The organism is Denitrobacterium detoxificans, assembly GCF_001643775.1.
GTDB classification, from domain to species: Bacteria; Actinomycetota; Coriobacteriia; order Coriobacteriales; family Eggerthellaceae; genus Denitrobacterium; species Denitrobacterium detoxificans.
Genome location: NZ_CP011402.1, coordinates 1,174,120 through 1,185,613 on the forward strand (window position 1 = coordinate 1,174,120; position 11,494 = coordinate 1,185,613).

The 11,494-nt window shown below is 64.3% G+C and carries 19 protein-coding genes; all 19 read left to right on the plus strand.

The annotated features are described in order from the left end of the window. The first annotated feature begins 1 nt into the window (after position 1). The 19 genes from AAY81_RS04910 (at position 2) to AAY81_RS10785 (ending at position 11,493) form a co-directional block, all read left to right on the plus strand. A complete protein-coding gene (locus tag AAY81_RS04910) occupies positions 2–532 on the plus strand; it encodes a Lar family restriction alleviation protein (RefSeq protein ID WP_066662123.1) in 531 nt (176 codons plus the stop codon). 201 nt (positions 533–733) lie between these two features. Further along, positions 734–877, plus strand: a complete 144-nt coding sequence (locus tag AAY81_RS10440; RefSeq protein WP_156501497.1) for a hypothetical protein — start codon at positions 734–736, stop codon at positions 875–877. A gap of 317 nt (positions 878–1,194) precedes the next feature. Continuing rightward, a complete protein-coding gene (locus AAY81_RS04920) occupies positions 1,195–1,440 on the plus strand; it encodes a hypothetical protein (RefSeq protein ID WP_066660223.1) in 246 nt (81 codons plus the stop codon). Continuing rightward, the gene (locus tag AAY81_RS04925) at positions 1,434–1,910 is read left to right on the plus strand and encodes a hypothetical protein (RefSeq protein ID WP_156501473.1); all 477 of its coding nucleotides are present in this window, start codon (positions 1,434–1,436) and stop codon (positions 1,908–1,910) included. Before AAY81_RS04920 ends, AAY81_RS04925 begins: the two co-directional genes overlap by 7 nt. A 341-nt stretch (positions 1,911–2,251) precedes the next feature. Then, positions 2,252–2,473: a hypothetical protein gene (locus tag AAY81_RS04930; protein WP_066660225.1), complete on the plus strand. Its 222-nt coding sequence runs from the start codon at positions 2,252–2,254 to the stop codon at positions 2,471–2,473. After that, positions 2,460–2,873 carry an HNH endonuclease gene (locus AAY81_RS04935; protein ID WP_066660233.1) on the plus strand — a complete coding sequence of 138 codons (414 nt, stop codon included), beginning with the start codon at positions 2,460–2,462 and terminating at the stop codon, positions 2,871–2,873. The genes AAY81_RS04930 and AAY81_RS04935 overlap by 14 nt, the downstream gene beginning before the upstream one ends. Positions 2,874–3,136: 263 nt before the next feature. Continuing rightward, complete coding sequence (locus tag AAY81_RS04940) at positions 3,137–3,604, plus strand: P27 family phage terminase small subunit (protein ID WP_066660237.1); 468 nt, start codon at positions 3,137–3,139, stop codon at positions 3,602–3,604. A gap of 1 nt (position 3,605) precedes the next feature. Then, the gene (locus AAY81_RS04945; RefSeq protein WP_082867774.1) at positions 3,606–5,249 is read left to right on the plus strand and encodes a terminase TerL endonuclease subunit; all 1,644 of its coding nucleotides are present in this window, start codon (positions 3,606–3,608) and stop codon (positions 5,247–5,249) included. Positions 5,250–5,258: 9 nt separating this feature from the next. Next, on the plus strand, positions 5,259–6,410 hold the full coding sequence (locus AAY81_RS04950) for a phage portal protein (protein WP_066660240.1): 1,152 nt from the start codon (positions 5,259–5,261) through the stop codon (positions 6,408–6,410). 4 nt (positions 6,411–6,414) lie between these two features. Beyond that, positions 6,415–7,290: a head maturation protease, ClpP-related gene (locus AAY81_RS04955; RefSeq protein ID WP_066660243.1), complete on the plus strand. Its 876-nt coding sequence runs from the start codon at positions 6,415–6,417 to the stop codon at positions 7,288–7,290. Between the two features lie 30 nt (positions 7,291–7,320). Next, positions 7,321–8,541, plus strand: a complete 1,221-nt coding sequence (locus AAY81_RS04960) for a phage major capsid protein (protein ID WP_066660246.1) — start codon at positions 7,321–7,323, stop codon at positions 8,539–8,541. Positions 8,542–8,551: 10 nt separating this feature from the next. Further along, a complete protein-coding gene (locus AAY81_RS04965) occupies positions 8,552–8,881 on the plus strand; it encodes a hypothetical protein (RefSeq protein ID WP_066660249.1) in 330 nt (109 codons plus the stop codon). Further along, the gene (locus AAY81_RS04970; protein ID WP_066660252.1) at positions 8,871–9,509 is read left to right on the plus strand and encodes a head-tail adaptor protein; all 639 of its coding nucleotides are present in this window, start codon (positions 8,871–8,873) and stop codon (positions 9,507–9,509) included. Before AAY81_RS04965 ends, AAY81_RS04970 begins: the two co-directional genes overlap by 11 nt. After that, positions 9,506–9,856, plus strand: a complete 351-nt coding sequence (locus AAY81_RS04975) for an HK97 gp10 family phage protein (RefSeq protein ID WP_066660255.1) — start codon at positions 9,506–9,508, stop codon at positions 9,854–9,856. Before AAY81_RS04970 ends, AAY81_RS04975 begins: the two co-directional genes overlap by 4 nt. Next, positions 9,853–10,173 carry a hypothetical protein gene (locus tag AAY81_RS04980; RefSeq protein WP_066660258.1) on the plus strand — a complete coding sequence of 107 codons (321 nt, stop codon included), beginning with the start codon at positions 9,853–9,855 and terminating at the stop codon, positions 10,171–10,173. Before AAY81_RS04975 ends, AAY81_RS04980 begins: the two co-directional genes overlap by 4 nt. A gap of 20 nt (positions 10,174–10,193) precedes the next feature. Beyond that, a complete protein-coding gene (locus AAY81_RS04985) occupies positions 10,194–10,778 on the plus strand; it encodes a major tail protein (protein WP_066660261.1) in 585 nt (194 codons plus the stop codon). 9 nt (positions 10,779–10,787) lie between these two features. Then, positions 10,788–10,967, plus strand: coding sequence for a hypothetical protein (locus tag AAY81_RS04990; protein WP_066660263.1), 180 nt, complete (start codon positions 10,788–10,790; stop codon positions 10,965–10,967). Then, positions 10,968–11,372, plus strand: coding sequence for a hypothetical protein (locus AAY81_RS04995; protein WP_066660266.1), 405 nt, complete (start codon positions 10,968–10,970; stop codon positions 11,370–11,372). Next, positions 11,359–11,493: a hypothetical protein gene (locus AAY81_RS10785; RefSeq protein ID WP_276203455.1), complete on the plus strand. Its 135-nt coding sequence runs from the start codon at positions 11,359–11,361 to the stop codon at positions 11,491–11,493. Before AAY81_RS04995 ends, AAY81_RS10785 begins: the two co-directional genes overlap by 14 nt. Position 11,494: the final 1 nt, after the last annotated feature.

Here is an 11,494-nt window from a genome sequence, read left to right on the forward strand (position 1 = left end):
GATGTGCGAGGAATTGAAGCTGTGCCCATTCTGCGGCAACAAGAGCATTTGGCTCGAAGATATAGACGTTAGGGGTATGGATAGGTATTACGCGATTTGCGTGACATGTGGTGCAAAGAGCGGCTACGAAGATACGCCAGAGCAGGCCACGGAAAAATGGAACGCGCGAGCTGAATGCGAAGGAGCCGCCAGCGCCCTTGACGGCGATCGCGCTATCTGGATTCACACCCCGCGCGGAACTGGTAAGACTGCGAGATTGATAGAGCTGGCAGAGCGAGATGACCTGTACATCATCGTTTGCGACGAGGGCAGAAAAGCCATCATCCGAGACATGGCGAAGCGCATGGGCAAGAACATTCGCAATCCCATCACACCGCATGAGTTCATGTACGGCAGATGCGTTGGTGATGTCTACCTCATGACCCACAAGGGCGTGCTGGTAGATGATTCGCTCGACGTTCTTGAAATATTGCTAGGTGCCAAGGTCGTTGGCGCGGTCGCGAACGAGCCAGGTTGGGTGGTGGAGCGATGAGCGATGGCATCGTCGTCAAATGCCCCAGCTGTGGTCAGCACATCATGGTTAAGTCATTTCCCTCCGGGCTGTTCTACCTTGCGTGCCCGTTTTTCGAATGCGATTTCCCGTTCTACGTCATGGGGCCATCGATAGACGTCGTCGTGAGCGCATGGAACGAGGGCGTCTTAGAATACGCGCGCGCTAGGAATGGGGCGCGCCATGGCTAGCGGGAAGCGGCTGACCGTGGGCCAGGGTGCGGCGCTGGTGCTCGGATATGCTGCAACCATCGTCCTGGCCGTCATCGTCCTGCCCGTCACCATCGCATGCCTGCTCGTCGAGGCTCTTGTCGGGCGGGGCCGCTAGCCTAATTCAGCGATACGCATATCCATGGGAAAGGGGCGCGTAAGCGCCCCTTTCTCTATGCCGTGGCCCGATTCGGAAGCTGTGCAAAAACCGTGCAAAAACGGCCTTGTCCGCGTCTCGGACGGATTCGCGGCAATCCCAGGCCGCGGCTACATTTCTGGCGCTTCGAATCGCCCTAAAAGCAATTAACTAGCAATTAATTGTCATTTCCTAATAAGAGGGGCATTTGCGGGGAAGCGTTTGACCTGTTCGTTACATTGATTATGATGGTGAAAACGCTGCCAGCGTGCGTGCGGGCATCGAAAGGGGACGAAACGATGCCTGGGACGAATCGGTTTTACCTGTGCAATGGATCTGCGTGCGATTGGGGAGAAGAGGGAAAGTGTAGGCAAGAGTGCTACGTCAACGGCGGTAGCTGCCGCCACACCACGGACTGGAATTACGCCCGCAATGCGGGACGGCGCAAGGCATGGCGCGAGGCCCAGATAGACGGGCGCCGCTGCCTGATTGAGGTCGACGTGCCGCCTGCTCTCGTCGCGCTCGCGGCTGATGCCGAATGCTAGCCGAGCTGCGCGATGATTACGCGCGCTACCCGAACGCGGAGAGATTGTTCCGTTGCTGCCGCCGTGGGTCTTCGGAAGTCAAGGCGGCCCGTGCTCAGCTCGATGCATCCCGCGACATGATCCGAGCCGTCCGCTATGACGCCATGGGGGCCGCACCGGGCGGGCATTCCGACCCGGTTGCGCAGAGCGCGGAGCGGCTCATGGCCGTGGAGAAGAGATGCGCCGCAGCAATATCGCGCGTGGGCGAGCTGCACCAAATGGCCCTCGATGCCATCGACGAGATGGAGCGCGCGGGTGATGCCGCCGATGGCGATGCCGCCGTGCTGCGCATGTACTACCTCGCAGGCAAGAGCAACGGGGAGACGGCTAGCGCGCTTGGGTATTCGCCCGGGTACATCGCGAACAAGAAGGCCGTGGCCATGATGCACGTCGCGCCATTCGTGCCGCTCGACTGGGAGCACAGAATCTAGGATAACCGAGGGGTCGCCATGTGGCGGCCCCTTCTCTTTGCCCAAGGACCCCACGCAGCACTACACGCTCTCGTATGTACGGAGCAAGTACGGAGCAAATACGGAGTAGGTTCCAGTAGGCTCCAGTAGCAAGAAGCCCACGCCGGGCCTCTTCTCTTGCCCAAAGACCTTATGCAATGTGACCTAATGTGACTTAATCTTATGCATCCTCATGCGGGTCACCTCGTATCCTGTATCTCAGGTTCCCATGCCACATGGGACGCACGCACAGGCAAGGAGGGCCGTAGATGAGAATGTCCCGACGCTCATTCATCGAGTACACCGCACTCAGAGTCTCCTCGATGACAGACGAAGAATTCTCCTCCTTTGCGACCATTACCCTCACCGCGCTGGGCATTTGCAACCTCGACGGAACTCCCGCCGATGGAAGCGGATTCTCCGACACGGCCCTCCTCGTCCCCAAGGTAAACAAGGAGATCATCGACATGATTCCCGACCCCGAGGTGCGCGAGCTGATGCATGCCATCTGCGGCACCAACCAGGAAGACGATGGGCAGGCCTAGCCCGACGCCCGACCTGACGCGCGACTACGACCTGGCGCTTGCCGACAGGCTTGCGAGGGAGCGGCGCGAGCGCGGCGACGACCGACTGTTTTACATGCGCGCGCCATGGCGGCGCCTGCGCGAGGAGATCCTGCGCGAGAGCCATGGGGAATGCCATGACTGCCGCAAGCGCGGCGAGTTGTCCACCGTGCTCGACGAAGACGTGACGATGGTCGTGCACCACGTCCTTCCGGTCGAGGACTATCCAGGCTTCGCACTGTCACGATTCTGGTACGACACAGACGGCAAGCGACACGCGCAGCTCATCGCATTGTGCAACGAGTGCCATGAGAAGAGGCACGGTCGTGCCGCGGGGTGCACCAGGGACGGGCGCGAGCCCGTGACCGAGGAAAGATGGTGAAAAGGCCAGCTCATGCATAAATCGAGTCTCCATCCTCCGATTTATGCATAAATTGGCCGTTTTCGGCCCTCACGGCGCTCGATTTTCGCTGGGAAAATTCGAGCGCTGAAATTTTCAAGCGTTTGACCTGGGGATACACCCCCAGGGGGTAAACCCCGAAAAATCCGAAACGCCCACAAACCGACGCCCCTTGTGCGGAAGGGAGGAAGCCTCCCTTTTTCGGCCAGGGGCCATTTTCGTTTAGTCGCGAGGAGGCGATGCCAATGCCGGCGCTGCCGAATTCGGGGCGCAAGCCCATCCCCGTCGACGTCATCGTCGCGCGCGGCCAGACCCACCTTACGAAGGCGGAAATCGAGAAGCGGAGGGCCGCCGAGGTCCACCCGAAGAACGTCAAGATAGACCCGCCCGACTACATGGTCGACAGGGAGCTGCGCAAGCGCTTCCGCCGCATCGCCCGCGAGCTCGCCGCCATCGGCGTGTGGGCCGCAATCGACGCGGACGAGCTGGCGCGCTTCGTCGATGCCCAATGGGCGTACGAGCAGTTCACCACGCGAATGAAGGACGCGCTGGAATGCGGCGATGTCGGCAAGGCGATGGAGCTGCAGCGCGCCCAGGACCGCGCGTTCAAGCAGGCGCACGCCATTGCCACGGCGTTCGGCATGAACTGCACCGCGCGGTGCAAGATCGTGGTTCCGAAGCCGCCCGAGGCGAAGCCGAAGGCGGTGCTGTGATGTGGAATGGACCGCCATTTCGGGCGTCCCCGAGATCGACGAATGGGCGCGCCTGGTAGAGACCGGGGAGGTTCCCGCGTGCCAGGAGCACGCCCTCCTGATGGGCTATTTGCGGCGCGTCTTCGAGACCGAGAACGTGACCGTGGATGCGGAAAAGCTGGCCCGTTTCATGGGCTATAAGGACTTCTTTCCGTTCCCATTCGGCCCCGAGGAGGACTTCCTGACGGCCCTGTGGCTCTGTTGCTATGGCGAGAACGGCCTGCCCCGCTGGCCAGACCTGCTGTGCTACGTCGGGCGAGGGTTCGGCAAGACCGCGCTGATGACGTTCTGGGCGTTCTGCCTGCTGTCTCCCGCCAACGGCATCAGGCAGTACGACGTGGACGTTTGCGCGACCACCGAGGAGCAGGCGAAGTTGTCATTCGACGACATGTGGAACATGCTCGAGTCCGAGCCAGACTACTGGGAATCGGCGTTCACCTGGAACAAGCTCGAGATTTACAACCGCGAGACCCGCGCGAGGTTCAAGTATTGGTCGGGCAACAGCGGAAGCAAGGACGGCATGCGCTCGGGCTGCGTCATGTTCGACGAGATCCACGCCTACCGCGACAGCGCCTCCATGGAGGTGTTCACCGGCGGCCTGGGCAAGAAGGACGACCCGCGCCGCCTGTTCTGCACCACCGACGGCGACATCCGCGACGGCGTGCTTGACGAGAAGAAGGAGCTGGCGCAGGCCATCCTGTGTGATGGCGAGCCCGACAACGGCCTGCTGCCCTTTATCTGCAAGCTCGACAGCCGCGCCGAGATAGAGGACGAGGCCGTATGGCCGAAGGCGAACCCACGCCTGCTCATGCGCCCGCAGCTCTTCGATGAGTACAGGCGCGAGGTCGCCGAATGGCGGCGACACCCCGAGAAGCATACGGCTACCCCGACGAAGCGGTTCAACCTGCCCGAGGCGAGGACGGAGCTGCCCGTGGCGTCGTGGGAAGACCTCACGGCATGCCTCGCGGAGGTGCCCGACCTCCGCGGGGTGCCGTGCGTGGTCGGCATCGACTTCGCGAAGACCACGGACATGGTCTCCGTCTGCGCGCTGTGGCGCGTGGGCGACCAGTTCTACGCGAGGCACCACAGCTGGATTTGCGCGCAGTCGCGCGACATCCCGCTCATCAAGGCGCCCATCGCGCAGTGGGCCACGGTCGACGTCGTGGACGCCGCCGAGGTCGACGCGCGCGTCGTGGCCGACTGGATTGCCGACCTCAACATCGACAGCCTCGTCGAGGCGGTCGCTCTCGACGACTACCGGTACGCGCTCGTGAAGCGAGAGCTGGAGCTGATCGGATTCAGCGCCGACCCGCCCGAGCGCACGGTGCGCCTGGTGCGCCCGTCCGACATCATGCGCGCGCAGCCCGTCATCGACGCGGCCCTCGCGACGCACCGCATCGCCTGGGGCGATGACCCGTGCCTCCGTTGGATGGCTAACAACACGATGCTCGTCCCCGCGCCGAACGGGAACTACAAGTACGGCAAGATCGACCGCCGCTCGCGCAAGAACGACGGCTTCATGGCAATGGTCGCGGCGTTCACCATCGCCGACCGCGTGCCCGAATACGCGGAGGCCGTATACGCCGAACCGCTCATCATCTCCTAAGGAGGAAGCATGGCTGGAATCACCCAGCGCCTGTACGACTGGCTGGGCAACAGGCTCGACGCCACGAGCGCGTCCGAGGTAGTTGCCAAGGACTTCGCCAAGGCCGCCATGACCGAGGCGGCGTTCCGAATCGCCACCGGCTACATCAGCTCGATGGTGGCCAAGTGCCCCATCCGATTCTACGAGCGCGGAAGGCTCGTGGAGGATTCCCGCGACGCCTACTCATGGAACCTCTCGCCGAACGCGAACGAGAGCGGACCCGAGCTCATGGGGCGCATGGTCGACCGCATGCTCCACGAGAAGGAGGGCGCGCTGGTCGTCCCCTATCGCGGGAGCCTCTACCTTGCCGACAGCGCCGCGCCGTCGAAGCGGAACCACCTCGGCGAGGACGTGTACGAGCACGTCACCGTCGGTGGCGAGCAGATCAGGCGCTCGTATCGCGCCTCCGACGTGTTCCGCTTCCGCATGCCGAGCGACCTTCACGGCATCGTCGATGGAATGAACGGCTGGTACGACCGCGCGCTCGAGGCCGCCATGGGCGACTTCGCGAAGCGCTGCGGCCGAAAGTACAAGCTTAAGTCGCCGGCCATCCGCCCAGGCGACACGAAGGCGCAGCAGGAGTTCTCGAAGTACGTGAACGAATCGCTCAAGTCGTTCCTAGAGGCCGACTCCGCCGTGCTGCCAGAGTACGCGGGCACCGAGCTGTCCGAGGTTGGCACGTCGGCGACGGTAACCACCTCGTCTAACCTCGTCAACCTGCGCAAGGATTGCTTCGAGGCGGTCGCAGCCGCGGCGAAGATGCCGACCTCGATGCTCTACGGCAACGTTAACAACTTCGCGGAGGTCTTCCGCAGCTTCATGAGCTTCGCGGTCGACCCCGTCATCGACGTCACTCAGGCCGAACTGCAGCGCAAGACGTTCGACTATGACGGGTGGAGCGCTGGCGACCGCGTCGTCATCGACTCGACCCACCTCAAGTACACGGACCTATTCGATGCGGCCGATTCGGCCAGCAAGATCGTGTCCTCTGGCCTCCTCACGCCCGACGGCGTTGCCGAGCTGCTGGGTCTAGACCCAGCTGGCGAGGAATGGAGCGGGGCCTATTGGATGACCCGTAACTACGCCCCCGCGGGGGAAGTGTACGCGGGGGGAGGTGAATAGACGAATGAATCGCTACTACCAGATGGCGGTCGACGGAGACGTCGCGCACATCGACATCTACGGCGACATCACCTCCTGGGAATGGCTGGAATCCGACGTGTCGAGCTACACGCTCGCCAAGTCCCTGGCCACCCTGCCCGAAACGGTGAGCCTCATCGACGTGCACATCAACAGCTACGGCGGCGAGGTCTCCGAGGGCCTTGCAATCTACAACGCCCTCAAGGCGCATCCCGCGAAGGTGCGCACGGTCGTGGATGGCTTCGCGTGCTCCATCGCATCGGTGGTCTTCATGGCCGGCGACGAGCGCGTGATGAACGAGGCGTCCCTGCTGCTCATCCACAACGCGTGGACCAGCGCCACGGGCGACTCCGAGGCGCTCAAGAAGGCGGCCGCGGACCTCGAGACCATCACGGAGATGTCCAAGCGCATCTACCGCGCCACCGGCGACGTCGAGGAGGAGCGCCTGGATGAGCTCATGAACGCCGAGACCTGGCTTACCGCCGAGGAATGCGCCGAGATGGGATTCTGCACCGAGGTCGAGCCGATTGGCGAGACGGCGGCACCCGCGCAGAGCGCGCGAATGGCGCTCATGCGCTCCGTCATGGCGTGCCCGGGGCAGCCTGGCCAGGCCGACGCGCCGCTGAGCGTCACGGTCGACAGGGCCGTCGAGGCGATGAACGCCCTCGCCCTCGCCATCGGCACCAGCCAGCGCACGGAGCCAGCTCCCGTGGAGCCGTCCCAGCAGTCGGACCCGTCTCCCGTGGACCCCGAGCCCGCCGCCGACCCCGATGCGGCCGCCCAGGACGGCGACCCCGACGACGCGCAGCCCGAGCAGCGCGCCATGCCCATCGCGGCGTTCTTCGAGCTCATCGCCCGATAGCCGCACCAATCACAACCGAAAGGAAACGAAATGATCAAGCTCAACCAGGCCAAGAACGCCGCAGCCGCCATCGTGCAGGCCGTGCGCGATGGCGATGAGAAGGCCCAGGAGGCCGCCTTCGCCGGCTTCATGGAGGCAGTCGCCGCCGACGTCGCCGCGCAGTTCGAGGCAGCGCAGGCCAGCAACGACACCCGCGCGCTCGCCGACCGCGGATTCCGCCAGCTGACTGGCGAGGAGACGGCCTACTACCAGAAGGTCATCGAGGCCCTGAAGTCCTCCAACCCGAAGCAGGCCTTCGACAGCATCCCCGACGACGCCATGCCGACGACCATCTTCGAGGACGTCATGCGCGACCTCGAGCAGGAGCGCCCGCTGCTGGCGGCCGTCAAGCCCGTCTATACCAAGTACCTGACCGAATGGGTGCTCAACGACCACACCGCCCAGCGCTTCGCTTGGGGCGAGATCACGGACGCCATCACCAAGGAGATCACCTCCGCATTCAAGGTCGTGAGCGTCAAGCAATCCAAGCTCTCCGCCTTCGCGGTGGTCAGCCGCGGCATGCTCGACCTCGGCCCCGTGTTCCTCGACGGCTACGTGCGCACCTGCCTCTTCGAGGCATGGGGCGACGGCATGGAATACGGCATCGTCGCCGGCACGGGCATCAACAACGAGCCCATCGGCCTGCGCAAGGACATCCACGAGGGCGTGTCCATCGACACCTCCACTGGTTATCCGGACAAGACGGCCGTCCCCGTCACCGACTTCCTGCCCGCGAGCTATGGCCCGCTGGTCGCCTCCATCGCCGTCAACGAGCAGGGCAAGCGCAAGCGCGGCTCCGGCAACCTCTGCTTGCTCACGAACGCGAACACCTACCTCACCAAGGTCATGCCCGCCATCCGCATGCTGACCTCCTCGGGTGAGTACAGCGACGCGTTTCCCGTCGCCACCAAGCCCATCGAGACCGAGGCCCTGGCCGACAACGAGGGCATCCTTGCCCGTCTGGACGAGTACGGCCTGTTCGTGGGCGGCGACCGCGGCATCGATTCCAGCGACGAGGTCAAGTTCATCGAGGACCAGCGCGCGTTCAAGCTGGTCACCTATGCGAACGGCCGCGCCGTCGACAACACGTCGGCCATTCTGCTCGACCTCACGAACCTCGCCCCGCTGGCATTCCCCGTGCAGGGCAGCGTGACCACCACGGCCGCCGAAGCCGCCGCCGAAACCCCCGCCGAAACCCCCGCCGAGGGCTAGGTGACGCGCCATGGCCCACGACTACACCGATGAGCTGAAGCGTAAGCTGAACATCACGTGGGACGATGCGGCCACCGACGCGCGAATCGCAGACATCCTCGCCCAGGCGCCCGACATCATCGCCACGCGCCTGGGCCTGCCCATCCCCGAGGGCTCGACGGCATCCGATGCGATAGCCGCCGACCCCGAGGCGCATGCGCTGCTCATCAGCTACTGCTACTACGCGTGGAACCACGCCGAGGATGCGTTCTGGCAGAGCTACCTGATGGACGTGTACACGATCCAGAACAGGATTGCCGTCGACGCGTTCCTTGAAGGGGGCGGTTTCGATGCTCCCTAAGCCGCAGTTCGGCAGGTACAACGACGGCGTGGCCGAGGTGTATGCATCGACCGATGCGCGCCTCGTGCCCGGAGTCGACTTCTCGGGAACCGAGGGGCTATCCGAGGTGGCCGCGCTCGCGTTCGGCTCCGTGATGCTGCGAGAGTCCGACGTGGAGCTGGCCAGCGCCCAGGGCTTCGAGCTCACGCGCAAGGTGCGCACCAGGCAGTGCCCTGGCTTCGACGCGGGTTGCTGCGTGCTGGTCGGCGGGACCCTCTACGAGGTCCCATGGCTCGAGCGCACGGCAGACGGCCGAGAGGCCTATGCGCTGCTCTCCGAGCTGGCAACCGACGGCACCGTCGACCTGCAGGACAGGGCGGCGGGGCACGACGCCAACGGCAACCCATCGGCCACGTGGGTGACGGCAGTCACCGCCCACTGCCGCAAGTGCTCGCCATCGCAGCAGCGCTCCACGGGGGCGGGGGCCGACGTTCGCAAGCCCTCCATCACCGTGCGCTTGCGCGCCTGCGACTACGGCGCCGGGCATGCGCGAATCGTGCGCGATGGCATCCCCTACACGGTCGCGTCCGCCAAGGGCGCGGGCGAGTGGGTGGACGTCGTGGCCACGCGCGAGGGGGGAGACCGATGACGACGCCAGACGGCTTCTCCGAAGAGCTGGTCAACCTGGCGCGGTCGTTCGTTAACGAGGAGCAGGAGAAGGTCGTCGCCGCCGTGCGCAAGGGCGCGGACGTGACGAAGCAGCAGCTCGTTCAGACCTCGCCGTCCGATTCGGGTGATTACGCGGCTGGGTGGCGCCGTTCGAGCAAGGTGACCTTCGATCACATCGAGGCCAGCGTGTACCAGGCGAAGAAGCCTGGCCTGCCTCATCTGCTCGAAAAGGGCCACGGCGGACCGCATCCCGCGCCCGCCCATCCCCACATCGAATCAGCCTACGAGGTAGGCGTCGCGACAATAGAGAGCGAGCTGGGCACATGACGAACGAGGATGTCATCTCGATCCTGGAATCGACGGGCTATCCCGTCAGCTACGGCGTGCCCTCCGACGAGGAGTCGCTGCCCCGCATCGTCGTCTACGAGTCGGCGAGCAGCGACCTGCGCGCCGACCAGACCATCTACCAGCGCATCCGCTCCTTCACCGCTGAGCTGTGGACGGCTGGCAAGCAGCCGGCGCAGCAGCGCGCGCTCGAGGACGCCCTGCTGGCGGCTGGCCTCGTGCCCACGTGCATGGAGATGCCGCTTGCTGACGAGAAGCTAATTCGAACCGATTACGAGTTCAGCACCCTGCTGGACTAGACAAGAGAGGAGCCATAAGCATGGCCAACAAAGTTGAATTCGGCGTGAGCAACATGCACCACGCCAAGGTCACCGAGTCCGGTGGTGCCTACACCTTCGGCAACTACGTCGCCGACCCCGGCACGACCAACATCGAATGGGAGCCATCGGGCGGCCAGGAGGTGTTCCATGCCGACAACGGCTCGTACTACGTGACCTACACGAACAACGGCGGCACCATCACCATCGAGCAGGCGCTGCTCTCCGAGCAGTTCCTCATCGACACGGGATTCTACGAGCGCGACGTGAACGGCGCCATCGTGGAGGTGGCCGACAAGCAGCCGAACCCGCTTGCCATCGCGTTCGACGTCGACGGCGATGCCAAGGCGCGCCACAACGTCTTCTACTACTGCGTGCCGAGCATCCCCGGCGGCAGCGCGGCCACGACCGAGGACACCACCACGCCCTCGACATCGCAGATCGAGCTGACCTACACGCCCATCGTCATGGACGGCCGCAAGGTCTCCAAGCTGAGCCTGCAGCTCGACCCCGAGCACCCCACCGCATACAACGACTTCTTCAACGCGGTCTACACGCCCGTGTGGACGGAGACCGCCCAGGGCTAAGGAGGCACCATGAAGGTCAAGTTCACGCGCGCGTTCCGTGGCCTCAAGGAGGGCCGCCTTTTCGAGAACGAGACGGCCGAGATGACCGAGGCGCGCTTCAAGGAGGTGGTCGCCGCGTGCAAGGCGGCTGGCTACCCCGATGCGGACCTGCCCAAGCGCGTGCCAGCGCGCCGCGCGAAGAGGGCCTAGATGGTCCGCGAGATAGAGATCTACGGGAAGAGGGTCGCCGTCGCAGGCGGCCCTCTCGCCGTATGGGCGTACTGGCGCGAGTTCGAGAGCGACCTATGGGCCGACCTGCGCGCAGCGAACACCGACGACGGCCCCATCCTGGCCGTCTGGCTGCAGGTCGTCTGGGCAATGGCCAAGGCGGCCGACGAGGCCACGCCCGAATTCGGGAAGTGGCTCGGGGCGTTCGAGGAATTCGACCTGGGGGACGTCACTGCCGTGGCGGTGATGGACCAGGCATTCTACGCCGCCTTTTTTCGTCAGCGACAGGCCAGCGGAGCCGAGCGAGCCAGACGAGCCATCGGACGATGGCTGGAATCCATTGCGCAACGTCTATCTGGCGCTGCGGATGGGGATGTCGCTCGCTGACCTGCGCCAGCTGGACATGGCCGACTTCATAGCCATGACCGACATCATGGGCGAATCGCAGCGCGAGGAGCCAGAGAAGCGAAAGGCAACCCAGGCTGACATCGATGCCTTCCTGGGCTAAT

Excerpts from the sequence above, each read along its gene's own strand:
- AAY81_RS04910 (WP_066662123.1), top strand. The coding sequence starts at position 2 with ATGTGCGAGGAATTGAAGCTGTGCCCATTCTGCGGCAACAAGAGCATT.
- AAY81_RS10440 (WP_156501497.1), top strand. The coding sequence starts at position 734 with ATGGCTAGCGGGAAGCGGCTGACCGTGGGCCAGGGTGCGGCGCTGGTG.
- AAY81_RS04920 (WP_066660223.1), top strand. The coding sequence starts at position 1,195 with ATGCCTGGGACGAATCGGTTTTACCTGTGCAATGGATCTGCGTGCGAT.
- AAY81_RS04925 (WP_156501473.1), top strand. The coding sequence starts at position 1,434 with ATGCTAGCCGAGCTGCGCGATGATTACGCGCGCTACCCGAACGCGGAG.
- AAY81_RS04930 (WP_066660225.1), top strand. The coding sequence starts at position 2,252 with ATGACAGACGAAGAATTCTCCTCCTTTGCGACCATTACCCTCACCGCG.
- AAY81_RS04935 (WP_066660233.1), top strand. The coding sequence starts at position 2,460 with ATGGGCAGGCCTAGCCCGACGCCCGACCTGACGCGCGACTACGACCTG.
- AAY81_RS04940 (WP_066660237.1), top strand. The coding sequence starts at position 3,137 with ATGCCGGCGCTGCCGAATTCGGGGCGCAAGCCCATCCCCGTCGACGTC.
- AAY81_RS04950 (WP_066660240.1), top strand. The coding sequence starts at position 5,259 with ATGGCTGGAATCACCCAGCGCCTGTACGACTGGCTGGGCAACAGGCTC.
- AAY81_RS04955 (WP_066660243.1), top strand. The coding sequence starts at position 6,415 with ATGAATCGCTACTACCAGATGGCGGTCGACGGAGACGTCGCGCACATC.
- AAY81_RS04960 (WP_066660246.1), top strand. The coding sequence starts at position 7,321 with ATGATCAAGCTCAACCAGGCCAAGAACGCCGCAGCCGCCATCGTGCAG.
- AAY81_RS04965 (WP_066660249.1), top strand. The coding sequence starts at position 8,552 with ATGGCCCACGACTACACCGATGAGCTGAAGCGTAAGCTGAACATCACG.
- AAY81_RS04970 (WP_066660252.1), top strand. The coding sequence starts at position 8,871 with ATGCTCCCTAAGCCGCAGTTCGGCAGGTACAACGACGGCGTGGCCGAG.
- AAY81_RS04975 (WP_066660255.1), top strand. The coding sequence starts at position 9,506 with ATGACGACGCCAGACGGCTTCTCCGAAGAGCTGGTCAACCTGGCGCGG.
- AAY81_RS04980 (WP_066660258.1), top strand. The coding sequence starts at position 9,853 with ATGACGAACGAGGATGTCATCTCGATCCTGGAATCGACGGGCTATCCC.
- AAY81_RS04985 (WP_066660261.1), top strand. The coding sequence starts at position 10,194 with ATGGCCAACAAAGTTGAATTCGGCGTGAGCAACATGCACCACGCCAAG.
- AAY81_RS04990 (WP_066660263.1), top strand. The coding sequence starts at position 10,788 with ATGAAGGTCAAGTTCACGCGCGCGTTCCGTGGCCTCAAGGAGGGCCGC.
- AAY81_RS04995 (WP_066660266.1), top strand. The coding sequence starts at position 10,968 with ATGGTCCGCGAGATAGAGATCTACGGGAAGAGGGTCGCCGTCGCAGGC.
- AAY81_RS10785 (WP_276203455.1), top strand. The coding sequence starts at position 11,359 with ATGTCGCTCGCTGACCTGCGCCAGCTGGACATGGCCGACTTCATAGCC.